Annotated in this window: 17 protein-coding genes; 6 read left to right on the forward strand and 11 right to left on the reverse strand. The window is 71.5% G+C overall.

The window, feature by feature from the left end:
• Positions 1–24 precede the first annotated feature (24 nt).
• The 7 genes from PCA76_RS20980 to PCA76_RS21010 all read right to left on the reverse strand — a co-directional run bounded on the left by PCA76_RS20980 (position 25) and on the right by PCA76_RS21010 (position 12,383).
• On the reverse strand, positions 25–2,208 hold the full coding sequence (locus PCA76_RS20980; protein ID WP_272612187.1) for an NHLP family bacteriocin export ABC transporter peptidase/permease/ATPase subunit: 2,184 nt from the start codon (positions 2,206–2,208) through the stop codon (positions 25–27).
• Positions 2,205–3,014, reverse strand: a complete 810-nt coding sequence (locus tag PCA76_RS20985) for an HlyD family efflux transporter periplasmic adaptor subunit (RefSeq protein WP_272612188.1) — start codon at positions 3,012–3,014, stop codon at positions 2,205–2,207. Before PCA76_RS20985 ends, PCA76_RS20980 begins: the two co-directional genes overlap by 4 nt.
• Positions 3,011–4,474, reverse strand: a complete 1,464-nt coding sequence (locus PCA76_RS20990; RefSeq protein WP_272612189.1) for a SagB family peptide dehydrogenase — start codon at positions 4,472–4,474, stop codon at positions 3,011–3,013. Before PCA76_RS20990 ends, PCA76_RS20985 begins: the two co-directional genes overlap by 4 nt.
• Positions 4,475–4,555: 81 nt before the next feature.
• On the reverse strand, positions 4,556–6,832 hold the full coding sequence (locus tag PCA76_RS20995) for a TOMM precursor leader peptide-binding protein (RefSeq protein ID WP_272612190.1): 2,277 nt from the start codon (positions 6,830–6,832) through the stop codon (positions 4,556–4,558).
• A gap of 137 nt (positions 6,833–6,969) precedes the next feature.
• Positions 6,970–7,995, reverse strand: a complete 1,026-nt coding sequence (locus PCA76_RS21000) for a hypothetical protein (protein ID WP_272612191.1) — start codon at positions 7,993–7,995, stop codon at positions 6,970–6,972.
• 151 nt (positions 7,996–8,146) lie between these two features.
• Positions 8,147–11,029 (reverse strand): ATP-binding protein, encoded by a 2,883-nt coding sequence (locus PCA76_RS21005; RefSeq protein WP_272612192.1) that lies wholly within the window; start codon positions 11,027–11,029, stop codon positions 8,147–8,149.
• Positions 11,030–11,717: 688 nt separating this feature from the next.
• Positions 11,718–12,383, reverse strand: a complete 666-nt coding sequence (locus PCA76_RS21010; protein WP_272612193.1) for a TetR/AcrR family transcriptional regulator — start codon at positions 12,381–12,383, stop codon at positions 11,718–11,720.
• Between the two features lie 109 nt (positions 12,384–12,492).
• Here PCA76_RS21010 and PCA76_RS21015 point away from each other — a divergent pair, with 109 nt between their 5' ends.
• Positions 12,493–13,440, forward strand: coding sequence for an SDR family NAD(P)-dependent oxidoreductase (locus PCA76_RS21015; RefSeq protein WP_272612194.1), 948 nt, complete (start codon positions 12,493–12,495; stop codon positions 13,438–13,440).
• Positions 13,441–13,657: 217 nt separating this feature from the next.
• Complete coding sequence (locus PCA76_RS21020) at positions 13,658–14,521, forward strand: LLM class F420-dependent oxidoreductase (RefSeq protein ID WP_272612195.1); 864 nt, start codon at positions 13,658–13,660, stop codon at positions 14,519–14,521.
• Between the two features lie 106 nt (positions 14,522–14,627).
• Here the strand turns inward: PCA76_RS21020 and PCA76_RS21025 are convergent, their stop codons facing one another.
• Positions 14,628–15,848 carry an MFS transporter gene (locus PCA76_RS21025; RefSeq protein WP_272612196.1) on the reverse strand — a complete coding sequence of 407 codons (1,221 nt, stop codon included), beginning with the start codon at positions 15,846–15,848 and terminating at the stop codon, positions 14,628–14,630.
• Positions 15,842–16,525 (reverse strand): SDR family NAD(P)-dependent oxidoreductase, encoded by a 684-nt coding sequence (locus tag PCA76_RS21030; RefSeq protein WP_272612197.1) that lies wholly within the window; start codon positions 16,523–16,525, stop codon positions 15,842–15,844. Before PCA76_RS21030 ends, PCA76_RS21025 begins: the two co-directional genes overlap by 7 nt.
• A 139-nt stretch (positions 16,526–16,664) precedes the next feature.
• Between PCA76_RS21030 and PCA76_RS21035 the strand changes: the two genes are divergently transcribed.
• Entirely contained in the window at positions 16,665–17,522 is an 858-nt protein-coding gene (locus PCA76_RS21035; RefSeq protein WP_272612199.1) for a helix-turn-helix domain-containing protein, read from the forward strand.
• Between the two features lie 108 nt (positions 17,523–17,630).
• On the opposite strand, the gene PCA76_RS21040 is transcribed toward PCA76_RS21035, so the two are convergent.
• Complete coding sequence (locus tag PCA76_RS21040; protein ID WP_272612200.1) at positions 17,631–18,815, reverse strand: peptidase M23; 1,185 nt, start codon at positions 18,813–18,815, stop codon at positions 17,631–17,633.
• A 288-nt stretch (positions 18,816–19,103) separates the two neighbouring features.
• On the opposite strand from PCA76_RS21040, the gene PCA76_RS21045 reads away from it, so the two are divergent.
• The 3 genes from PCA76_RS21045 to PCA76_RS21055 are packed head-to-tail and all read left to right on the forward strand — an operon-like array spanning position 19,104 to position 23,148.
• Positions 19,104–20,003 (forward strand): ABC transporter ATP-binding protein, encoded by a 900-nt coding sequence (locus PCA76_RS21045; protein ID WP_272612201.1) that lies wholly within the window; start codon positions 19,104–19,106, stop codon positions 20,001–20,003.
• Positions 20,000–21,061 (forward strand): iron-siderophore ABC transporter substrate-binding protein, encoded by a 1,062-nt coding sequence (locus PCA76_RS21050; RefSeq protein ID WP_272612202.1) that lies wholly within the window; start codon positions 20,000–20,002, stop codon positions 21,059–21,061. The genes PCA76_RS21045 and PCA76_RS21050 overlap by 4 nt, the downstream gene beginning before the upstream one ends.
• Entirely contained in the window at positions 21,058–23,148 is a 2,091-nt protein-coding gene (locus PCA76_RS21055) for an iron ABC transporter permease (RefSeq protein ID WP_272612203.1), read from the forward strand. The genes PCA76_RS21050 and PCA76_RS21055 overlap by 4 nt, the downstream gene beginning before the upstream one ends.
• On the opposite strand, the gene PCA76_RS21060 is transcribed toward PCA76_RS21055, so the two are convergent.
• Entirely contained in the window at positions 23,112–23,888 is a 777-nt protein-coding gene (locus PCA76_RS21060) for an alpha/beta fold hydrolase (protein WP_272612204.1), read from the reverse strand. The two genes, PCA76_RS21055 and PCA76_RS21060, sit on opposite strands and share 37 nt — an antisense overlap.
• Positions 23,889–23,936: the final 48 nt, after the last annotated feature.

Genomic DNA, 23,936 nt, shown 5'->3' on the forward strand with positions numbered 1-23,936 from the left:
CAGCGTCTCCTCGGATCGTCGTGGTCAGTGGTCCCGGACCAGGCGCGCGTACGCCCCGTCCCGGGCGACCAGTTGCTCGTGGGTGCCACGCTCCACCTCTCGACCGCCGTCCAGCACGACGATCAGGTCGCAGTCGCGGACCGTGGACAGGCGGTGGGCCACGATCAGGCAGGTCGCCCCCCGCCGGCGCAGGTGCAGGTCGATCCGGCGTTCCGTCTCGGCGTCCAGCGCGCTGGTGGCTTCGTCCAGCACCAGCACCCGGGGGTTGCGGACGAGTGCGCGGGCGATCTCGAGCCGCTGCCGCTGTCCACCCGAGAAGTTGCGGGCGTTCTCCCGCACCGGGCTGCCCAGGCCGCCCGGACGAGCCGCGACCTCGTCGTAGAGGCACGCGTCGGTCAGCGCGGTGACGACGTCCTCGTCCACGACCGTGAGGTCCCACATGGTGACGTTGTCCCGGACCGTCCCCTCGAACAGCCGCTGGTCCTGGTCCACCATGGCGACGGTGGCCGCCCAGAGGCCGTCGTCGGCCGCCGGCCGCTCGTGGCCGTCCACGGTGACCCGGCCGGTCCACGGACGGTAGAGCCCGGCGACCAGTCGGCCCACCGTCGACTTGCCACTGCCCGACCGCCCGACGAGCGCCACCCGGGCACCCGGCGGCAGGTCCAGGCTGAAGTTCTCCAGCAATGGACGGCCCAGCGGGTTGTAGCCGAAGGTGACCTCCTCGATGCGCAGGTGCCCCTCCATCGGTGTCAACGGGCGGGCGGGTCGGTCCTCGGCCGACGGCAGTGGGTACCGCTCCACGTCGCGCAGCCGGTTGAGGTCGGCGCTCATGTCCTGCAGCCGCGAGCCCAGCGCGGTCAAATTGCCCAACGGCCGGTTCATCGCGGCGGCCAGGCTCTGCATGCCGACCAGCACGCCGACACTCATCGCCTCCGCCACGACCTGCCGGCTGCCCAACCCCAGCAGCACCGCGGTGGTCCCCGAGGCGAGGAACGCCGGCAGGACGGAGAGCACCGCGGTGGGCACTCCCAGCCGCTGCTGACGGGTGGCGACGGTCGCGTGGCGTGCCGCGAACCGGGCCACGGCGCGTTCCTCCTCGCCGCCGGCCTTCACCGTCTCGATCATCTGGACCGTGGTGTACACGGTGGTCACCAGCTTGCTGCGGTCCGCCTGGAGGCCGGCGACGGCGGTCGACCGGGTCGAGGCGACGTAGCGGAGCACGCTGACGTTCAACCCGGCGAGGACCACCGCGCACAGTCCGAGCAGCAGGTCGTACTGGCAGAGCAGTGCCCCGTACGCCAGCACCAGGCCGGTGTCCACCACGGTGGTGGCCGCCCGGCGGGTGAGCACCTCGGCGACCACCTCGTTGCCGCGGACCCGCTGGCTGAGGTCGGCGGCCTGCCGCTGGTCGAAGAAGGTCGGCGGCAGCCGCAGCAGATGTCGGAAGAACCGGGCGGCGCTGCCGAGGGCGAGCGCCGTCTCCGCGCGTACGGTCAGGCGTTGCTGGAGCAGGCTGGCCAGGAAGGTCAGCACGGTGGCCACCGCCACCGCCGCCACCAGGCCGGCGAACGCGGCCCGATCCTCCTGCAGCAGCACCCGGTCGACGAAGACCTGGGCCATCACCGGGATCGTCAGGCCGACCACGGCGATCAGCAGGCCGAGCAGCAGCATCTGCGCGATCGCCGAGCCCGGGCCGCGCCACCGCTCGGCCAGCGCCCGGACCAGCCGGTAGCGGGTGCCGCCCGGCCGGAACTCCGGGCCGGGCTCCATGGTGAGCACGATGCCGGTGAAGGCGCCGTCGAACTCCTCCCAGCTCACCGCGCGGGGACCGGTGGCTGGATCGTTGATGAAGACCTTGCGGCCGAGCCCTTCCAGCACCACGAAGTGCTCGAACCGCCAGAACAGCACCGCCGGCAGCGCCACGGTGGCCAGGCCGGCCAGGTCCATCTGGAAACCCTTTGCCACCATTCCGTACCGGCGGGCGCCCTTGAGCACGGTGGCCGCGGTGGAGCCGTCCCGGCTCACACCACACACCCGGCGCAACTCCTCCAGGGGCACGTGCCGACCGTGGTGCGCGAGCAGGATCCCCAGCGCGGCGGCACCGCACTCCACCGCCTCCATCTGGATCAGGGTGGGCGTGCGGACTCGTCGACGCCGGATCCTGGGGAGCTCCGGCACACCGCTGGCGGCCGTCGTCGGCGCGCTCATCGCCGCAGCAACCAGTCGATCGGGTGTTCCCGGTCCACGGTGAACCAGGCGGTGACCTCGCTGGCCGAGTTGAGCTGGAACGGCGGCGGGGACTTGGTCCAGCGCAGGCCCCCCGGGGCGGCCGGGTCGGGCTCCAGTGCGACCGTCACCCGGACCACGCTGCCGCGGGCGAGCAGCCGCCGGACGTCCGGCCCGGTGCCCAGGAAGGCGCGCAGCGAGGCCTCGGTCTCCGGGAAGGCGCCGACCGTGGTCACCTGGCCGGCCAGGGTGCCGAACACGTTGCGCGGCGCGGCCGCGGCGGCCACCTCGACGGACACGCCGGGTTGCAGCAGCGGCGCGGCGACGGCAGGGGCGTAGACGACGGCCTGCAACGCGTCCCCGGCGGTGTCGAGCCGTTCCAGGTCGGCCAGGTGCGTGCCCGGGGTGACGATCTCGCCCTCCGAGACCAGCCAGGCAACGACGTACGCGTCACCCGGCGCAGTCTCCACCCGTACCTTGCCGTCCGACGTGCGCAGGCTGTAGAGGGGGGTGCCCTTCGGCACCCGCTGGTGCGGTGACGCCCACACCTTGGTGACCTGACCGCCATCGAGCGCGTCGAGGGCCGAGATCCCGTTGGAGTGGATCAGCACCCCGGCCGCCTCGACGGTCCGGGGCACCACCGTGCGCACCGACCAGACACCTGCGGCGACCACGACGATGACCAGGGCGGTAGTGGCCAGCCAGTTCGGCACCGTGGTCAGCCGGACCGCCCGGTCCAGTTGCTCGGGCGCCTCCAACTGGCGCAGCGCCTGCCGCCGGAACTTCATGGCCGGCCCCCCGCTCCGGCCGGGCCGGCGGCGCACCGCGAGCCGAGCAGGAAGTCGGCCACGCTCGGCTCGACCAGCGGGTCGAGCCCGGACAACTCGGCGAAGGCCTGGGAGTCACCGGCGCCGAGGGCGCACGGCGCCAGCCCCATGGCGGTGGCGACGAGATACATCTGCTGGGTCAGCACACCCGCGTCCTTGAGAATCATGGCGTAGCTCATCCCTTCGTACTTCCACATCAGCCGCTGGACCCGGGCGGTGACCACCAGGACCGTCTGCGGCGGCCGAGGCATGGCGCCGGCCGCCCGGGCGTACGCCAGCAGCCGGTCGGCGGCCGGTCCCCAGCCGGCGACCGGCTCCAACCGGTGCCCGACCGCGTCGTAGTGGTAGAGCCCGGGGTCAAGCCCGGCGCAGCGCGCGACCAGTGGATAGATCTCCAGCTCGTAGACCCCGCCGCCGCCCGGGTAGGGCCGGTGGCCGACCTCCTGCCCGCCGGCCTCGCCGACGGCGATGGTGTGCTGCGACCGATGCAGGAATTCCGCCAGCCGCTCCAGGGGCAGCGGCGCCGCGTCGTCGTGTTCGCGCACGCTGCGCCGGTCCGCGACGACCTGACTGAACGCGGGATCCGCCTTGGCGATCGTCGCCAGGTCCGGCAGCGGCAACTCGACCGCCCGACCCCCGTCGTACTGGCGGCGCAGCGGTTGCGGGGCGAAGCGCTCCCGCATCCGGTAGGTGCCGCCCACCGGCAGCGCGTGTCGGCCGGCCCGGGAGCGGTGGTGCAGCCGCAGCTCCTCCGGTGACCAGTAGGCCAGCGGCGCGTCGTCGCACTCCGCCTCGAACTCGGCGTCGGTGACCAGGATCCGGGCGGTGGCCAACTCGTCGAGCACCCTTCCGGCGGCCTCCGGCGACACGCCGAGCGTGCGGGCCACCGTGTCGGGTCCGACGCCCGGCACGGCGGCGGCCAGCACCGCACCGAGGGCGGCGTCGGCGCAGCCGACGGCGAGGGTGCTCAGCGGCGATGCGGCCACCAGCATGCCCCGTTCGTGCGCAAGGGTGGCGAAACGGGAGAGCCGGTAGCGGACCCCGGGCGTGTGCAGGCGACTCTCCGGCAGACTGCCCCGACCCAGGCCGGTGGGCACCAGGTCCAGCAGCGCCCGGTCGTCGACCTGGACGCGTCGCTCCAGCCAGGAGTGGGCGAGCAACCGGCGCAGCAGCAACTGCGCGGGCAGCACCCGGCTCTCCCCCTCCAGGCCGCTGATCAGCCGGCCGACCTCGACGTCGCTGACCCAGTCGGCGGCGAGCCTCAGCAGCAGCGCCCGCCGGCCCATCCCCGGTTGCTCCAGGGTGAGCTGGAAGCGGGTCTGCCGCAGGGTCAGCGAGCCGTCCTCACCAAGTCGCAGTTCCGCGTCACGGCGCAGCCGGTACGACTCCTGAATCGGCGGACCGCCGACGGAGCCGCTCACGACGACCGCCGACCGACCGGGTCCACCACGGTGGTCATCCCCACATCCCTCCCACGTTCCCGGTAGGCCCGGGAGCGCCGGCTAGAAGAAGACGTTCAGCGGATTGGCCGACGTCTCGTCGACGGCCAGCGGGCCCCGGCCGAGGCGGGCCGGCACGTCCCACAGCCGACCGGGACCAAGCCGGCGCCAGAAGTGCCGCAGACCCGGCACGACGACTTTCACCACCGCCAGGTCGACATCCGGACGGGACTGGTCGACGACGATCACCTCCAGGCCGGCCCGCTCCGCCCGGCGTACGCAACGACGCACGTCATCCCCGACATCGCCGGTGGTCAGCGCCGGATGGTCCGCTGCGGTGCGCGGCGGCCGGGTGGGGTCCGGGGACAGCCAGGGCTGGTCGGCCACCCGCACGGTGCCGAACCAGCGCGCGGTGTCCGGATCGTCGACGCCGTACCGGTTGCGTGCGGAGGTGGGTCCGGGAACAGCGGGCAGGAACTGGTTCACCTCGGTGAGCGCCCGGGTCAGCGCGACCCGCGCGTCCAGGTGCGCGCCGAAGCCGACCAGGACGTCCTCCGGCCCTCGGTCGACCCGCCGGGACACCGCGGCGAACGCGGGTACGCCGAGGTCCGCGGTCAGGTCGAGGGCCCACAGCTCACGGCCCAGGGCGGTGGCGTGGTGGTCGACGCAGGCGGCGGTCCACGGGTCGGCGAACGAGGCGAGGTCCACCCCGGGCATCCGGGAGCGGTGGTACCACCACAGGGCCACGCTGTCCCGCTCCACGAGTTCGCAGAACCCCTGCAGGATCGCCTCGGACAGGTTGCCGCCCGCCGCGCAGCCGTTCGAGTCGGCCGAGCACACCCCCAGCCCGGTCAGCTCCGGATGCCCGTACCAACAGTGCGCGGCGGGCAGCTCACGCGGTGCCTGCCGGGTCAGCGACCAACCCGTGGTCCAGTCCAGCTCCACCTCGTCGGCCAGCGGGCGGGGAATGCGGTGCAGGTGGCCCAGGTCGCGGTTGAGCCGGTCCCGGTCGGCGTACTGGCGTTCCGAGAACAGCAACAACTCCCGCAGGTGTACCGCGCGGTCCGAACCGAGCTGCCGGTAGGTCGCCCGGTGCACCGGGCGGTCGCCGCGCCACACCCCGCAGTAGCGCTCCACCGCCTCCCCGATCGCGCTCATCCGGGCCTGTAGGTCGGTCCGGCCCTTGCCGCCGCTCTGCCCGCGCAGGTTGCGGCGCAACGCGGCGAGCTGGCGGGGCTGGGCAAAGTTGTGCCCGGCCGAGTAGGTGTGGGTGACGCCGTTGTCGGTCGCCTCCAGCGGGGTCAGCCGGCTCACCACGCCCAGATATCGGCTGACGTGGTGGACGAGCGCGGCGTACGCCTCGGCCGGTTCCCTGGTGCGGGAGTCCACGGCCCGACTGGGCTGGGCGCCACTCGGTGGCAGGTCGATCCGTGGCTCGGCCTTGCGGACGAGGTCCGGGTCGCCGCAGGCGGGGCACTGCGGCTGGCGTACCAGATGGTGGCTCTCCGTGCTCAGGTCCCGGGTGTCCAGCGCGACCATCCGGCCGGTGAGGCGGGGCGACGTGCCTCGTACGGCGAGCACGGCGAGCTCGGCGGCGAGCAGCCCGGCGGCCATGGTGGCCAGTCCGGGTAGGACCGCGCGGCCGGGCTGCGGCAGCGGACCGGCCAGGTCCTGCCCGTCGAGAAAGGCGTTCACCTGTTCGTTCTCCTGCCAGCGTTGCCGCAGGCAGGCCCAGCAGCCGGTCAGGCCCGGCACCAGGTGCGGGCCGAGGAAGACGACGTTGCCGTGTGGCCGGGCCAGGGTCCACGCGCGGCCGGCGGCCAGGTGGCGGTCGTTGATCAGCGCCAGCCGTGGGTCGAGCATCGACGACGGCAGCACCAGCACCTGGGCGGTGCCCGGATCGGGGTCCGTGGCGTCCGGCCCGACCACTGTCGCGGCGAGCCCGAGGGCGCGCAGCGCGTCGGCGGTCTCGGCCACCCGGGGTGCCCCGAGGTCCACGATGGTGACCGTTCCCCCGGCCATCCACCGCCGCCCGGCCTCGGGCGGGACACCCCGGGCGTCCCAGCCGGCGGCCTCGGCCGGCGAGGTGTGCGCCGGACCGGACACCAGCAGGCCGTGGTCGCGCAACCGGGCGAGGGCGGCGCCGACGGCGGCGACCGGGTGCCGGGTGGCCAGCCGGGCCACCACGTCGGCCAGCGGCGCCGCGCCGTCGAGCTGGTCGGCCAGGTCCGCGGCGACCGGGTCGTCGATGAGCAGGCTGCGGGTCTCCCCCAGCACCACGAGCGGACCGTCGGGCAGCCGCACCGGCACGTAGTCCGATCGGAAGCGCGGACGCCACATGGTTCCTCCCGAGCCTGGTGGCCGGACCGCGGCACCGCCGGCCCCGCCGGTGATCACGGCTACTGCAATCGTCGCGGTCCGGGGGTCCGATCCCGAGTGATGCCACCGGTTTCTGCCGTCGGCCGTCTCCGGCCCGGTCAGCCGGCGGTGACGGTCAGCGCGGTGTCGTTGAGCCCCAGCACCGATGTGCCGGTGGTCTGCGCCGGTACGAGCAGCAGGAAGGTCTCCACCCGGGTGACCCGGATCGACTTTCCGCTGATCGCCGTGCGATGACCGGTGGCGATCAGGTCGGGGCTCTGCGGCACCATCTGGACGGTGGCCGGACCGCCGGGAGCCGGACGCAGCGTGTCGGTGGCGTGGATCGTCAGAAAGGTCAGCGTGCCCGTCGGCACCGCGACCGCGCAGTCGGACCACTCCGCGCGGTCCATCGTCCGCTGCACCGCCGCGCCGACACCGGCGAGCTGCTGCCCGTAGACCTCCCAGCCGCCGGCGAACTGGCCGTCGAGCAGCGGGCTCGACACGACGAGGGAACGGTTGCTCGTCGTGGACCCGATGCTGCGGGCGAACACCTCGGCGGCGAGGGCCCGACGGCTGGTCTCGTCCAGGGCGGTGCCGCCCTCCGTGGCCGGCCGACCGTCGATGCTCCGGGCGACCACCAGCGAAGGTTGGGTGACCTGAACATTGTGGCTGAGCTTCCACTGGCCGTCGGCGCCGAGCACGAACTGGCTGACATCGGTGGGGGCCAACTCCGAGCCGGCCAGCCTGAGGGTGGCCGTGGCGAGGAGGCAGGCCGGGTCGCCGGGAGGCACCGCGAAGACCGGGTTGATGTGCTGGAACGACGGTTGCGGACGCTGGTTGTAGGCGGCCCGGCGGGCTGCGGCGATGCTGAGGTCCAGCGAGGGCGATACCTCCTGGGCCCGCAGCGCCTCGACGTCACCGGCCACCGAGGCTGCCGAGTCGGCCTGGTCGAAGGCGGTGAGCACCAGCGCGGCCCGGTCCCGACCGAAAGTGGCCGAACCGTGGGGCGCCGGGGTGGCCGCGTCCACCGGCTCGCCACCACAACCGGTCAGCGCGAGCAGCGCCACCGCGGCGGCGGCGAACGGCATCGCCGGCACCGGCGCGGCGAGGCTACGCGGGCTCCTGACGGATCTTTTGCCCAGCATCTCGTCCTCCATCCACCACCGGTCCACGGGAATCGCGCCCGATGCAGTCGAGTATGTGAGCGGCTGGCGGGCCAGGCCGGTGGCGGAGCGGCCTCGTGCTGCCCGGCCTGTCGGCGTTGCACCGAACGACGTCATCCGGCCTGGATGACGGTCACCGATCGGTGTCATCGAGCCGAGCGACCCAGGCGACCAGACCCGACCGGGAAGCGACGCCCGCCTTTCGGTAGATGCGGGTCAGGTGCGCCTCCACGGTGCGGGGGCTGATGTTCAGCTGCCGCCCGATCAGTCGACTGGTGGCCCCGGTAGCCGCCAGCCGCGCGATGTGCCATTCCCGGTCGGTCAGGGCGGCGACCTCGCGCGGGCCGATTGGACGGGCCAATCGCAGGCCGACCCGTTCCGTCCCGCACCACCCGGCCAGTTCCAGCGCCCGGCGGCGGGCCCGCGCCGCCGGGCCGGCCTGCTCCGCGGCTTCGGCCGCCCGGGCCAGGGAGGCCAGCGCAAGGCTGCGCCGTAGCACCATCCCGCCGGCGCGGAACAGGTCAGCCGCGTTCTCCAGGTGCAGCAGCGCCGCCGGGACGTCGCCGCGGGCGAGCAGCACCTCGCCGTACGCCGACTCGGCGAAGCCCCGCTGCCCGGGTAGACCGATCCGATCCGCCGCGGCCAGTGCCAACCGCGCCTGCCGCTCGGCGTCGGCCACCTCACCCGCGGCGAGCGCGGCGGCGCAGAGCAGCTCGTACCACATCGGACGAAAGGTGCTCTGGAAGCGGCTCAGGCCGCTGTCGCCCCCGGCTGAGCGCACCAGTTCGGTACAGGTCGCCGGATCACCGGACAGCAGCGCTGCGGTCGCCAGCGCGGTCGCGGCGGTGCGACCGCACCACGTGGCGAGGTCGGTGGCGATTCCGACGGCGCTGCGGGCCAGCGCCACCGCCCGGTCGTCGTCCCGGGGGCCGCCACGCCACGCCGTCGCCTCCGCCTCGAACGCCAGGGCGAAGCTCAGCAGGTGGCGACTGCCGATGCGCCGGGCGATGATGCCCGCCTCGGTGGCCAACCCGATGGCTGTGGTCAGCTGGCCGCCGTGGTAGGCCACCTGACCGCGTGCGAGCAGCAGCTGGCACAACCCGTCGTCGCGGTGCGCGGCGCGGACGAGCGTCAGCCCTCGGTCGAGGTGCCGCACCGCGTCGGCCTGCCGTTCGAGGTACAACTCGCTCAGGCCGAGCGCGGTGAGACAGTCGGGGTGGTCCCGCACATCCCGGTCCGGCAACGAGTCGACGATCCGGGCGCCGGCATCGAGCAGGCCCCGGGCGTCGTCGAGCGCGCCGTCGTGCGCGGCGGCCAGGCTTCGGACGGCCAGCAGGCCGGCCCGGTCCGCGCCGGAGCCGTCGAGATCTCCGGTCGGAGCGTCGGGCAGGGCGGCCACGGGGCGGCCGGCCAGGATGCCGGCGACGCCGATCTCGGTGGCGAGCTGGTAGCCGCTGGTGGGTCCGGCGCCGGCCGGCAGGGCGGCCAACTCGCGGCGGCTGATCTCGGCCGCCTCCGCGTAGTTGCCGAGCAGGCGTTCCACGCGCGCCCAGAGAGCCACCGCCTGGGCCCGTTGTCCCTTCGGGTCAGCGGGGAACAGCGGCACGATCTCCTGGAGCAGGGCCCTGCTTTCGGCCAGGTCGCCCGCCTCCCCGATGATCCGGGCCAGCGCGAGCGACACGTCTCGGCGACGCTGCGTCGAACCGGCCGTCGGCCGCAGCGCCCGCAGCGCCAGCCGCAGCCAGCGGATGGCCAGGTCCGGTGTCTCACGCCGGCTCTCCTGAGCGGCCCGGCAGAGCACGTCGACGCAGCGGTCGACCCAGCCGCCGTTCGGCAGGGCGAGCAGGCGCTCCGCGTAACGGGCCCGGTCGGCGGGTGGCGCGCCCAGATCGACCAGCGCGGTGAGCGCTCGCGCACACGCCTCCACCTGCCACGCCGGGTCGGTGTCCTGGGCGACCGCCATCCGCAGCAGCGGGTGCCGGAAGGCGAACCGTCCAGTGCCGGGGACGCGGCGGATCAGGTCGAGCCGGGCCAACCGCCAGCTGGCCTCGACCGCCAGTGTCGTCGGGACCTGCACGACGTCGGCGAGCAGGTCCGCGGCGAAGGGCGCATCGACGATCGCCCCGGCCCGCAGGCAGGCCAGCTCGACCGACGGCAGGTCCGTCCACTCGCGGCGCAGCACGGCCACCGCCGCATCAGACAGCCGGGTGCTCTGTGCTGCACGGATCTCCTCGGCGCTGTTCGAGGTGGGGTCGCCCGGCAGTGCCGCCAGGTAACCGGGGTTGCCGCCGGTCAGGTCGTACCGGGCGCGCAACTCCACCTGGTCGACGTGGGGGTGCAGAAGCGCGACCTCAGCGATGCTGAGAGGGCTGAGGTCGATCCGATCGTGTGAAGTCGGTTCTGCATCGGCGTGTTGTTCGTCGGGATCTGGTGGACCGAACGGCATCGGGGTCGCCATCTGCCGCGGGCGGTAGACGAGCACGAGCAGCAGCGGGGCGGGCACCGGATACCGCAGGAGGTGGGCGATCAGACCGGTGGAGGAGGCATCCGCCCAGTGCAGGTCGTCGAGGACCAGCACCAGACCGTCCCGGGCCGCCAGGCCGATCAGCCGGCGGGCCAACTGGTAGGTCCGGAACCGCCGGGCGTCCGACGCCCGCGCCGGCGCCGGTGGCACCGCGGCGGCGGATTCCGCCCAGGTCTCCCCGGTCGACCGCCCGGCACGCAGCCCACGTCGGAGTGGCTGCCCCTCCGTGAAGGCGTGTCGAAACACATGGAAGGGGACTCCTCGCTCATCCGGGGCGCAGGTCCCGACGGCCCAGGGGACGGTGGGGGCGCACCGCTCCAGGGCCTCGCGGACGAACCGGGTCTTGCCGATGCCCGGCTCCCCGACCACCTCGCAAACCATTTGCCGGCCACGGCCCAGCACGGTGGCCTGGGCTCTCCCGATACGCGCCAACTGTGGTCGCCGCCCGACGAAGCGCGGGCTCGTTGACGCACTTTCCAGCCCAGGTGTCATCACGCAGACCAGACGCCTTCCGACACACTCCAAGGGGAATTGATCGCACTATACCGGAGCACTGCCGAATGTCGAAGATACCGACGCGACCAGCTCTTATTCACCAGGCGGCGTCGGGACGCAGGTTCTTTCCGACATCGCGCCACAACCCGCAGAAATGGACGGGTCACCAGAAGGTTGGAACGATATCCCTGAAACCCAATAAATCACCCATCACCTACCGCACCAACGCATCCGACTACCAGGTCGAGGCCACCGCAGGACTTCTGAACCGTTCCAGCTGGACACCCGGAAAAACATTGGGGGCCGCGCCCGATCTGACATCGCCACGATCATGACCGCCTATACCGAACCACCCGAAGCGGTCATATTTCTACCTCGCCTTCGACCTTGACGCTCAGAGCTCGTGCCGCCCGCGAGGGTGTCGACAGCGACAAATGACTGGGACCTGGCCCACCACAATTGGCAATCGCGACAAAAAGCAGTGCCAGGCGGTGGATTGCACGAAGAGTCGGACCCGCCTATTCTTCGACGGCGACTTTACGCCGTGCGTCATTCACCAGAGCCCTGGCAGCAAGAGTCTTCTCACCCTGTTCGGGGCGGAACACCCACTCGGAGGAATAGCGGCTACCCTCCACCGTCCGAGCGCGAGAAACACAGAGGTTTGGCCTGTCCAGTGCAACGCAGGTCAGCGGCGGGGTAGGACGCCCAGGAGGGTTGCGGTCAGGGCCAGCTTCAAGTAGTCCTTCAGCTCCAAGTGGAAGCGGGCCAGGTCGGGCTCGGCCTGGTAGGCCGCCTGCAGACTGGGTGGGGGTGTGCTGTACGCCGACAGCGCGCCGGCCATGACCATGGTTTGCAGGCTGAACAGTGTTGCGTTCTCGCCCAGCTCCGGCAGGTACTTCTGGATCAGGGCGGTCATGGTTGTCAGGCGGTCCAGGGAGGCGCGCTTGTAGCGTGTCACGACCTCGACGGAGACGTTGTGTTCCAGGACGCTGCCCTGCGCGCCGAAGAGGTCGCACAGCACCACCCGGTCGGAGAGTGAGCGGCTGAGGATCTCGGCCACCGCCGCCGCCCGCTCGGCCATGGGCAGATTTTCGTCGACGCCGGCGGCCAACTCGCCTGCCAGTTCCGTCAACCACTCCTGCAGGAAGTGGTCCAGCAGTTCCAGCAGCACCGCCTCGCGAGACTCGAAGTAGCGCAGCACGTTCGGCTTCGCCAGGCCTACCCGGCGGCTGAGCTCGTTCAGGGTGACCGCGGCCACAGGCATCTCGTCGAGCATCGCCGACGCGACGTCGAGGATCGCCCGTCGGCGGATCTCCCGCTGCTCTTCGGTTCGCGCCCGCTGGAAAGTCACGTTCGCCAGCCTAACTTAGGTACCTGCGGTACGTTGACAACGTACCGAAAGTACTTTAACGTCGTCGGCACAAGATACCTTCGGTACGTTAGCTAGTAGGGAGCCTGACATGAGCGAGAAGTGGACGACGGCGAACATTCCGGACCAGCACGGGCGGGTGGCCGTGGTGACCGGGGCCAACACCGGCCTGGGGTACGAGACCGCCAAGGCGCTCGCCGAGCGCGGGGCGTCCGTGGTGCTCGCCGTACGCAACGTCGAAAAGGGCGAGCGGGCCGCGGCCCGCATGACCGGCGACGTGACCGTCCAGGCGCTGGACCTGACCTCGCTCGACTCCGTCCGGACCGCGGCGGCGGCGCTGCGGTCCCGGCTCGACCGGATCGACCTGCTGATCAACAACGCCGGCGTGATGTACACCCCGAAGCAGACCACCCGGGACGGCTTCGAGATGCAGTTCGGCACCAACCACCTCGGCCACTTCGCGCTCACCGGGCTGCTGCTGGACCTGATGCTGCCGGTGCCCGGCTCACGCGTGGTGACGGTCAGCAGCACCGGCCACCGCATCCGGGCCGCGATCCACTTCGACGACCTGCAGTGGGAGCGGTCGTACAGCCGGGCCGCCGCCTATGGCCAGTCCAAGCTGGCCAACCTGATGTTCACGTACGAGCTGCAGCGCCGGCTCGCCACGCACGGCACCACCGTAGCGTTGGCCGCGCATCCCGGCATGTCCAGTACCGAGCTCGCCCGCAACACCCCCGCGGCCCTCCGGCTTCCGCTCACCTGGCTCGCGCCGCTGATCACCCAGACGCCGGCGATGGGCGCGCTGCCGACCCTGCGCGCCGCCACCGACCCCGCCGCGCTCGGCGGCCAGTACTACGGTCCCGGCGGACGCAACGAGGTCAAGGGCCACCCCCGGCTGGTCACCTCCAGCCCGGATTCCTACGAGGTAGCCGTCCAGCAGCGGCTGTGGGCCGTCTCCGAGGACCTCACCGGCGTGAAGTTCCCCGTCGTTCGGTCCAAGCAGAACTCGTTTCCCTCCGGATCGGGCATCACGTTGTAGCCCGCGCTGGTAGGAGGCGCCGGCTCGTCGCGGCGCAAGCGGGTGGCGGTGTTGTGCGTCCCGCAAGAACTGCGAGAGCGCCTTCGGATCGTGGGCGTCGAAGGTAGACCCAGGGCAGGTGCTCGCCGACTCCCGCTACCCTCGCCCCGCCCATCGCGGGACCGGGCTGCGCCTCGGGCCGCCATGTCAAGACGGCTTTGACGCGTAGTGTTTCGGTATGGCACAACGACTCGTCAGCGTATGGCAACCGTTCTTCCTTGGTAGCGAGAGTCAGAGCGCGGCCATCGATGCGGCGACCGAGTTGGAGGAGCTCGGCTATGCACGGCTCTGGTTCTCGGGCGGTTTCGAGGAGAACGTCGCCCCACGCTTCCGGGAGATCCTGGACGGGACCAAGCGCATCGGGGTTGCGTCGGGGATTGTGAGCATCTGGCACTCGTCGCCCCCCGAGGTGGCGGCGTTCGCCCAGGACGCGGAGCGGGCCCATCCCGGCCGGTTCCTGCTCGGTCTCGGCGCCAGCCACGCGGTGCTGTTGGAAGGCAGCGGCACGACCTACCGCAAGCCGTATTCGAAGATGGTGGAGTACCTCGACGGTCTCGACGCGGCCGGGCTCCCGCCCGAGCGGCGGATCCTGGCCGCACTCGGCCCGCGGATGCTCGAGCTCTCCCGCGACCGTTCAGCCGGGGCGCACCCGTACTTCGTCCCTGCCGAGCACACCGCCGAGGCCCGGGCGGCACTTGGGCCTGACCGGCTGCTCGCTCCCGAGGTCGCGGTGGTCCTCGAAGCAGACGCCACCACCGCCCGCGTCACGGCCCGGCAGTACACGAGCGGATACCTCGCACTACCGAACTACACCAACAACCTGCGGCGATTCGGCTGGACCGACGAGGACTTCGCTGGAGGCGGCAGCGACCGCCTCGTCGACGCCCTGATCCCCTGGGGCACGGCCGAAGAGGTCGCGGCCGGGCTGGAGAAGCACTACCAGGCCGGCGCGGACGAGGTAGCGGTCCAGGTACTCAACGGCGGCGACGCCACGACATTCCCCGCCGACGCGTTCCGCGCTCTCGCCGCGGTCTTGACCTGACCTTTCTTGAAGGCCCGCGTCCGCGGCGGCGCGGGCCGTCGGCCTTACCAGCCTGCCCTGCGTCGCGGCGTGCCGCCTCAGCCACCCTGGCCTGATGGCGCGAACGTCAGCGCTGACGCCGCAGGGTCACAAGCACCGCGGCGCCAGCGACGGCCGCGACGCCACCGGCCGCCAACGGTGTCCTGGCCGAGACTCCGTCGACCAGTACGCCGCCGCCGGCCGCGCCGGCTGTTATCCCGATGTTGCACACCATCACGATGAGCCCACCCATCTGCTCCAGTCGTGTCGGTTCGCTCCGGGCACCCCAGCTCAGGACCGTGGTCGGCACACCGCCGAACCCGAAGCCCCACACCGCGATGGCGATGAGCAGGCCGACGAACGAGCCGCCGGTCAGGTACATGACGAGCATCCCTGTCCCCAGCACGGCAGGGAACAAGAACACGCCGACCCGCGGAGCGCGGTCGGCCAGAGGGCCGCTCAGGACCGTGCCCAGGAGGCTGGCGACGCCGAACACGAGTAGCAGCACGGCGAAGCCGCCGCTGTCGATGACGGAGAGGCCCTGCGCGGCGATCCGGACGTAGGTGAATCCGGTGAAGTGGCCGCTGAAGATCAGCAGGACTGCGAACAGGCCGGTCAGGACGACACCGGAGCGCAGGACCGATCCGAGTGCCCGAAGCCCGCTCGCCGCTCCGGGAGCGACGCTCGGCAGCGTCGTCGCCTGCACGATCAGGGCGAGCACCGCAACGCCGGCAGCGAGCAGGAAGACGCCCCGCCATCCCCACACCCCGCCCAGCCAGGCGCCGAGCGGAACGGCTGCGACGGTGGCGGCCGCGACGCCGGAGTTGATGATGGTCAGCGCTCGACCGACGTGGTCGGCGGGCACCAGTTGTGCGGCCATCGCGGTGGCCATGGCCCAGAACCCCCCGAGAGCGACACCCAGCAGAAGCCGCGCGGCCAGCAGAACGGAGAAGTTCGGGGCGAGCGCCACGATCAGGTTGGAGACGGCAGCGAGAAGGGTGAGGCCGATCATGACGTGGCGCCGGTCGGCGCGCGGTAGCACCACCGAGATGAGCAGAGCAGACAACGCCGCGGCGAACGCAGTGATGCTGACGGACTGTCCCGCCGTCCCCTCCGACACCCGCAGGTCGTCGGCGATGACCGGCAGCAGGCTCGCCGGCAGGAACTCCGACATGACGATCGCGAAGATCCCCAGACTCAGTGAGACGACGCCGGCCCAGGACGGAGCTGCCGTGGACTCGCCGCCCGCGCCCGTCGCCGGGCGCAGGCGTGCGTCCGCAGGCTTGAGCTGTTCGCGCAGGCTCACCACGGCAGGTGTCCTGCCTCGTCCTGGAAGGTGCCGGTCGGGCCGGTCGCGTCGAGGGTGGCCAGACGTACGACGACTCGGGCGCTCTCCTCGACTGGTCGTCCGATGCCGAAGGCGGCGGTCATGTCGGTGGCGGTGGCGCCCGGCTCAAGGGCGTTGAACTTGATGCCCGGATGGGACTTGGCGTACTGCACCGTCAGCATGGTGGCTGCGGCCTTGGACGCCGAGTACAGCGCGAGCGGCAGACCGAACTCCGGCCGCTCGGGGTTGTTCACCGCCCAGAACGATCCGGCGCTGCTGGAGATGGTGACGACGTTGGCGTTCGATGACTTGCGGAGCAGGGGCAGTGCCGCCTGCGTGACACGCACGATGCCGACCGCGTTCGTGTCGAAGGAACGCAGCGCCGAGGGGCCGTCGAGCGCGGTCTCCAGGACGCCGGCGTTGTGCACCAGGACGTCGAGACGGCCCTCGGCCGCGTCGATCGTCGCCAGTGCGCTGCTGACCGACGCGTCGTCGGTCACGTCGAGCTGGACGAACCGCGCACCGAGCTCGGCGGCGGCTTTTTTACCGCGTTCGGTGTCACGCGCGCCGATGTAGACCTCGTGCCCCAGCTCCCGCAGTTGCCTGGCGGTCTCGTAACCGATGCCCTTGTTGGCTCCGGTGATCAGTGTGACGGTCATGACTCCCCCTCGAGTTACGTGGCCCGAACGGGCCGTCGTGAACGCTAGGAGCGGCACGCCGAGTCACCCAGAGCCCTCTGCAGCCTGGGGTGCGACAGGACCCCCTCCGATCGCTGCGCACAGAGCTAGGGTCGCCCTCATGAGCGAGTCGACGAACGCCCTCGGGGCCTACCTGCGAGCCCGGCGCGAGCTGGTGACGACGCAGCAGGCAGGCATCCCCGACATCGGTGGGCGGCGTGTGCCAGGGCTGCGGCGGGAGGAGGTCGCCATGCTCGCCGGCATCAGCGCTGACTACTACCTGCGGCTCGAACGCGGCCGTGACCGCAACCCCTCCGTCCAGGTGCTCGAGTCGATCGCCCGCGTGCTGCAACTCGACGACGACCACTTCGCCCACCTGCTCACCCTGGTCGCGGAGGTTCCCCGGCGGCGCAGACGTCGACCGCGCAAGCAGACACCGCCGGCAGGAGCCTTGAAGCTCCTGGAGAGCCTCGTGCAGCCTGCCTTCATCGAAGACCGGTACTTCGACATCCTGGCCGTGAACCGCATGGCCACAGCGCTCTCACCCGGGCTTGCCGTCGGCGGCAACCAGTTGCGTGACCTGTTCCTGGACCCGGCCGAGCAGGCGCTGCATCCGGAGTGGGAGAACGTGACGGAATGCTTCACCGCGAACCTGCGGCAGGCCGTGGGAACCCAGGTCGACGATCCCCGCTTCATCGAACTCACCGGTGAGCTGTCGCTGGCGAGTCCGCGGTTCCGGCAGCTCTGGGCCCGGCACGAAGTGCGTGGACAGCGTGGGACGCCGCTTCGGCTCGACCACCCGCAGGTCGGCGAGATGACCCTCAACCGGGAGCGACTGACGATCAACGGCACCGAGGACCTGATGTTGGTCGTCTACCACCCGGACGCCGGCTCCAGCGATGCGGACAAGCTGGCTCTGCTTGCCTCTGCCGTCCTGCCCACCTCAGGTGCGAAGGACAAGGTCGTGAAGCACGCATGACGACTTTCGGGATCATCGGCGCCGGCGAGGTCGGTAGCCAGATCGCCCGTGCAGCAGACCGCGCCACGTCCTCACGGAGCGGTGACCGACGTGGGGCGGGGTGGCGCGTCAGCACCAGCCGTTGACCTGGCTGGCTGCCCCGGTGTAGTGGTATGCGTCGGGGATCCAGGTGCCGTCGGTGAGCCGGTTCCACAGTGCGGTGGTGCCCCAGCGGCCGGTGTGGGTGGTGCCGTTCGCCGAGCAGGCCACGGCCGCCGTGGCGCCGTCCGCGATCGAGCCGACGACACCGTACCCGGTGCCCGGCCCGGACCGCCGGCTGACCGACGTGCCGCCGTTGCTGTCGATGATGCCCTCGGTGAAGCCGAGCGCGCCGTAGTTGTAGAGTGCCCCGCCGACGTTGACGCGTTTCGAGCCGTGCAACGCGGAGCCCTCGTAGGCCGTGCTGCCCTCTCTCGGCACCCACTTGCCCAGGTTGTGGGTCGCGATCGCCACGTACGCGCTGTTCTGCCGGAACCCCAGGTGTACGTGCCGACTGCTGGCGGAGCCGCCGCAGGTGATGTCGGTGCCGGTGTTGCCGAGGTAGGCGCCCGCCCCGACGGACGTGCCGTCGACGTTGATGTTGTTCCAGAGGTGGTAGTAGTCCGTGGCGTAGCCCCGGTCGTGGATCACCCGGATCCAGCCCTTGCACATCGTGTACGCGGTGCCGGCGCGTGTGGTCAGCACCCGCTCGTCACCGCCGAACAGGTCGATCGAGCTGAACGGCCGCGGGGAGCCGGACCAGCCGTGTGGGCCACCTCTGAGAGTCCAGGACTGGCCGAGGGCGAACGGCAGGCGCATGCCGGTGCGGAAGTCCCCGTTGGCGGCCGTTGTGATGGGGGCGGTGAAGGCGTCCCTTTCCCGTTGAGCGACGACTGAGGCGGGCGCGGCCGCGGCCAGTTCGGCGAAGTTGGCCTCGCCCTCGAAGGCGACCTGCCAGCCGCCGCGCTGCTGGCGGGCGACGAAGATCCAACCGGACGGGTAGAGCCCTTCCTCCTGCGGGGCGACGAGCACGGCGGTGCCGAAGGCCCAGGCCCGGCTGTCCCGGCGGGTGACCGTCACCCGGGTGTCCGCCAAACCAGCGGTGCGGATTCCCTGGTCCGCCGCGACCGCGGCCTCCTCGAGCAGCTTGTGTCGTACGGCGGTGGTGACGTCGCTGGCCGGGGCGGCGTGGGCGCCGCTCGATACGGTGCTGGCCAGGGTGGCAACGAGCAGGATCGTCGTGGCTCTACCGAGCCAGCGTCGAGTACTGATCATGTCCTCTCCAGAGGGGTTGAGAGGCTGACATATATCCGAAGGACGATATACCGGGGATTGATACATGTCTATGGGAGCCTTCCGGCGAGTGACGAAGACGACTCCCGGGCTGCTCGCTAATGCCCTCGCAACGCGCTTGATGTCCGGAATCCCGTATCGCCTGTCCTGAGCTCAGGATTGCCCACAGCCTGATCATCACCTAGCCTCCGTTAGGCAAGGCAAACCTTACTTGGCGCCTCGACCCCGGGCGTGCCGCGCCTGCCACCCCCCGTGATTCGGAGCCGATCGATGTCCGTGACCATTGAGCCCCTCGCCGATCGGCGAGAGGCCGCCGGCTCGGCAGCGGCGGCCGTCTTGCGTGGTGAACAGCTGGTGCTGCGCTACGGAAAGACGGCGGTGGTCCACGGCGTCTCGGTGGTGCTGGCACCCGGTCGCGTGACGGCACTGGTCGGGCCGAACGGCAGCGGGAAGTCGACGCTGCTGCGAGCCCTCGCCCGGTTGCATCGCGTGGATGGCGGCGAGGTGATGCTCGGCCACCGTGACGGGCAACCGGAGCGCGCGGTGTCGCTGCTCAGCGTGCGTCAGTTCGCGCAGGAGGTCACGCTCTTCGCGCAGTCGCGTCAGGCCCCCCAGGGGCTCACGGTGCACGAGGTCGTCTCGTTCGGGCGCCATCCGCACCGGCGCCGCTTCGCCGGCCCGTCCGCGGCGGACCGGAAGGCGGTCGGCCGCGCCCTGGAGGTCACCGGCGTGCAGGACATGGCCGAGCGGCCGGTCGGCGAGCTCTCCGGCGGCGAGATGCAGCGCGTCTGGCTGGCCGCCTGCCTGGCGCAGGAGACCGGCGTCGTGCTCCTCGACGAGCCGACGAACCATCTGGACCTGCGCTACCAGATCGAGACCCTCGACCTGGTCCGGGACCTCGTCGAGGAGCACGGCATCGCCGTCGGCGTCGTGCTGCACGACCTCGACCACGCCGCGCGCGTCGCGGACACGGTGCTCCTCATGCACGCCGGGCGCATCCACGCCGCGGGCGACCCGCTCGAGGTACTCACCGCCGAGCACATCAGTGAGGTCTACGACCTGCGCGTGGAGGTCGAGGTCGACCCACGCACCGGCCGCCTTCGTATCGACCCGGTCGGGCGGCATCCCGCACGGAACCGGAACATCACATCAGGAGAAGAACTCGCATGATCCATGTCACCCGGCTCGCGGCCACCGCCGCGACGCTCGCCGCGATCGCCGTGACGGTCACGGCCTGCGGCACCACGAAGGTCGAGGAACCCGCCGCCGGCGGCCCGAGCGCCCCCTCGTCGCAGACCTGCGCCGACGACAAGACGACGACATCGACCGGCCCGGTGTCGCTGACCGACGGCGTCGGCCGCAAGATCGAGCTCGCCAAGCCCGCCCAGCGGATCGCGGTGCTGGAATGGCAGCAGACCGAGGACGTGCTCACGCTCTGCCTCACTCCCGTCGCGGTCGCCGACACGAAGGGATACGGCACCTACGTGAAGGCGGAGTCGCTTCCGGCGGGTGTCGTCGACACCGGCGAGCGCGGTGAGCCCGACCTCGACGCGCTGTACGCCACGAAGCCCGATCTGATCATCGTGGAGGCGTTCAAGGCCGACGATGAGCAGATCGCCAAGCTCGAGAAGCGCGGTGTCCCCGTGCTCGCCACGGTCGGGGCCAACGCCTCCGGCCAGATCGAGAACATGAAGAAGGTGTTCTCGATGATCGGTCAGGCCACCGGCCGCACCGAGCGCGCCGACCTGGTGCTGCGGCAGTTCGACGAACACCTCGCCACTGCCCGGAAGACGGCCGAGGCCGCGAACGTCAAGTCCAAGGACTTCCTGTTCTTCGACGGCTGGATCGAAGGCGGCAACGTCGTCATCCGCCCGTACGGCAAGGGTGCCCTCTTCACTGAACTCGGCGAGCAGCTCGGCCTTACTGGAGCCTGGACCGACAAGATCAACGCGGCCTACGGCAGCGGCGGCGTCGACCCCTCGTACGGTCTCGCGCAGACCGACATCGAGGGACTCACCGCCGTCGGGAGCGCGAGCCTGTTCTACTCCGACGACGAGACCCCGGACAGCTACGTCAAGGAACTGCGCAAGAGCTCGATCTGGACCGCGCTGCCGGCAGTGAAGGAGGGGCGGGCGTACGCCTTCCCCGCCGGCGTCTGGGGAGCCGGCGGCCCGAAGTCGACCGAGCAGGCAATCGACGCCTACGTGAAGATCCTGACCGGTAAGTGAGCGGCACCCTCGCGCCGCGGCCGCTGCCCCGTGTCGGGTTCGGCCGCGGCGCGAGCGGGGCGGCCGTCCTGGCCGTCCTGCTCGCCGTGGTCGTCGTGCTCGGGCTGTGGCACGTGACGCAGGGCACCTCCGGGGTCGGCTTCCGGGACCTGCTGCGCTATCTCCTCGGGGCGCGCGAGGACGTCGGCGGCGTACCGGTCACCGACGTGCTGACCGGGTCCCGCCTGCCCCGCATGCTCGCCGGGATCGCGGTCGGCGTGGCGCTCGGCGCGGCCGGGGCGCTGCTCCAGTCGGTCACCCGCAACGCGCTGGCCGCACCGGACACGCTCGCCGTCACCGCCGGGTCCTACTTCGCGCTCTGCGCGGTCGCCGCGTTCGGTCTCGCGGTGCCGCTGTGGGCCTCGGGCGCCGTGGCCTTCGGCGGTGGTCTGCTCGCTGCGGGAGTCGTGCTCGGCCTCGTCGGCACCACGTCGGGCAGCGGGTCGACGCGGCTGATCCTGGCCGGCTCGGCAGTCGCGATGGCCCTCGACGCGGCGACCGCCATGCTGCTGATCCTGTTCAAGGAGAGCACCACCGGGCTGTACGCCTGGGGCAGCGGCTCGCTCGCACAGCTGAACATCGACGCCGCCATGCGCGCCGTCCCGGTCATCGTCGTCGTACTTGCCGTCGCCGTGTTGCTGGCCCGGCGACTCGACGTGCTCGGCCTCGGCGACGACACGGCCGCCTCGCTCGGCGTGCCGATCCGCTCGACCCGGGTCATCGCGGTGCTCTGCGCCGTCCTGCTGACGAGCATCTCGGTGACGCTGGCTGGTCCCATCGCCTTCGTCGGCCTCGCCGCGCCGGTCGTGGTGCGCCTCGCGGCCAACCGCATCGGTGTGCTGAGCCGGCACGGCTTCCTGATCCCGGCCTGCGGGCTGGTCGGGGCACTTCTGGTGCTCCTCGCCGACGACGTGCTCCGGGCGGTTCTCGGCGCCCAGGCGGCCGCCTCGATTCCCACCGGAATCCCGACCTCGTTGCTCGGTGCCGTAGTCATCGTGATCCTCGCGCTCCGGCTTCGCGATGCGGGATCGGCGCGCTATGCGCCCCGGGCCCTCGTCGCCCTCCGCTCGCGCCGCCGCTTCCTCACCGTGGCGGTCGTCGCGGCCGGTCTGCTCGTCGCGGCGGTGCTGGTCGGCCTGCTCGCCGGCAGCCTGTGGCTACGCGTCGGCGACATCGTGCTCTGGCTCCAGGGCTCCGCGCCGGACCTGATCGGCCGGGCACTCGACGACCGCGCCCCACGGGTCGCGGCGGCCGTCGTCGCCGGTGCCGCACTCGCCCTGGCCGGAACCGTCGTGCAGGGCACGGTACGCAATCCGCTGGCCGAGCCGGGCGTACTCGGTATCACCGCCGGTGGCGGCCTCGGCGCGGTGATCGTGGTGACCTCGGGCGTATCCGGCGGGCGTCCCGTGCTCATCGTCACGGCCGTCGCGATGGGACTCGGCACCTTCGCGCTCATCGCCCTGCTGGCGTGGCGCGGAGGGCTCCTCCCCGACCGTTTCCTGCTCATCGGCATCGGCTGCGGCTACGCGCTCAGCGCCATCAGCACCTTCCTGCTCCTGCGTGCCGATCCGTGGGACACACCGCGGATCCTCACCTGGCTCTCGGGCACGACCTACGGCCGGTCCTTCGCCGACGTGCTGCCGGTCGCGCTCGTGCTCCTCCTCGCGACCCCCGCGGTGCTGGGAATGCGCCGCCAGCTCGACCTCCTGGCGATCGACGAGGACACCCCACGGATCTTCGGCGTCCGCCGAGACGGCGCGCGACTCCTACTGCTGACGATCGCGGCGGTCGTGGCGGCGGTGAGCGTGATCGCGGTCGGCGTGGTCGGCTTCGTCGGGCTCGTCGCTCCCCACATTGCCCGCGGCCTCGTCGGCGTTCGGCACGGGCGCATCATCCCGGTCGCCATGCTGCTCGGCGGCCTGCTCGTCTGCGTTGCCGACACCCTCGGCCGTACGCTCATCGCCCCCTCGCAGATCCCCGCCGGACTCATGATGGCCCTTGTCGGCGCACCCTATTTCGTCTGGCTGCTGCGTCGTTCACGTCCCTGATCGGCGGACTGCTCCACGAAGGTACGGATGAGCGCGCCGACCAACTCAGGACGCTCGGCGATGAGGTTATGCGTGGTACCCGGCACGATGCACAACTGCGCGCCGGGGATCGACGCGGCGATGAGAAGGCTGTGGCCGGGCGGGATCGTGTCACGATCGCCCGACATGACGAGCACCGGCGCCGCGATCCGGACGAGTTCGTCCGGCTCGATGTGCGGTTCGCTCCGCCAGAGGCGGAACAGCTTGGCGAGTACGACGTCCGCATGCCCCGGCCCGTCCGGCGACAGGCGTTCATAGTGCATCCGCTCGACGTCCGGCTTCTGCTCCTTTTCGAGCGCCTCGAGCACGGGGGCGGCTGAATCCGTGAACGCCGACGGATGAAGGTTGGCGCTGATGGCGGTCAGCGAGCGCACCCGCGCCGGGTGGTCGAGGGCGAGCAGCAGCCCGATGATCGCGCCGTCGCTGTAGCCGACGATGTGCGCCGATTCGAGGTCGACGGCATCGAGGTAGGCCAGCGTGTCGGCAACCCCGCGCGCGTACCCGTACTCCCCGTCGATGTCGGCCGACCGGCCGTGCCCGGGACGCTCGAAGGCGAACACCCGGTGATCCGGCAGGAGCGCGTCGGCCTGCGAACGCATCGACTCAAGGGAGCAGAAGCCGCCGTGCAGCAGAAGGACGGGATCGCCCTCGCCGGCGACTTCCGAATACAGGTCGACATCGCCGATCCGAAGGTAGCCCATCTGCTCCCGTCACCATTTCCCGAGTTCTGAATTCGGCACAGCTCAGCG

Source organism: Micromonospora sp. LH3U1 (assembly GCF_028475105.1).
In the GTDB taxonomy this organism is placed as follows: Bacteria; Actinomycetota; Actinomycetes; order Mycobacteriales; family Micromonosporaceae; genus Micromonospora.

Coding starts and splice junctions, on each gene's coding strand:
- PCA76_RS21060 (WP_272612204.1), bottom strand. CDS start 23,888: ATGGGCTACCTTCGGATCGGCGATGTCGACCTGTATTCGGAAGTCGCC.
- PCA76_RS21005 (WP_272612192.1), bottom strand. CDS start 11,029: ATGACACCTGGGCTGGAAAGTGCGTCAACGAGCCCGCGCTTCGTCGGG.
- PCA76_RS21000 (WP_272612191.1), bottom strand. CDS start 7,995: ATGCTGGGCAAAAGATCCGTCAGGAGCCCGCGTAGCCTCGCCGCGCCG.
- PCA76_RS21035 (WP_272612199.1), top strand. CDS start 16,665: ATGAGCGAGTCGACGAACGCCCTCGGGGCCTACCTGCGAGCCCGGCGC.
- PCA76_RS21030 (WP_272612197.1), bottom strand. CDS start 16,525: ATGACCGTCACACTGATCACCGGAGCCAACAAGGGCATCGGTTACGAG.
- PCA76_RS21040 (WP_272612200.1), bottom strand. CDS start 18,815: ATGATCAGTACTCGACGCTGGCTCGGTAGAGCCACGACGATCCTGCTC.
- PCA76_RS20980 (WP_272612187.1), bottom strand. CDS start 2,208: ATGAGCGCGCCGACGACGGCCGCCAGCGGTGTGCCGGAGCTCCCCAGG.
- PCA76_RS21020 (WP_272612195.1), top strand. CDS start 13,658: ATGGCACAACGACTCGTCAGCGTATGGCAACCGTTCTTCCTTGGTAGC.
- PCA76_RS21050 (WP_272612202.1), top strand. CDS start 20,000: ATGATCCATGTCACCCGGCTCGCGGCCACCGCCGCGACGCTCGCCGCG.
- PCA76_RS20985 (WP_272612188.1), bottom strand. CDS start 3,014: ATGAAGTTCCGGCGGCAGGCGCTGCGCCAGTTGGAGGCGCCCGAGCAA.
- PCA76_RS21045 (WP_272612201.1), top strand. CDS start 19,104: ATGTCCGTGACCATTGAGCCCCTCGCCGATCGGCGAGAGGCCGCCGGC.
- PCA76_RS20995 (WP_272612190.1), bottom strand. CDS start 6,832: ATGTGGCGTCCGCGCTTCCGATCGGACTACGTGCCGGTGCGGCTGCCC.
- PCA76_RS21015 (WP_272612194.1), top strand. CDS start 12,493: ATGAGCGAGAAGTGGACGACGGCGAACATTCCGGACCAGCACGGGCGG.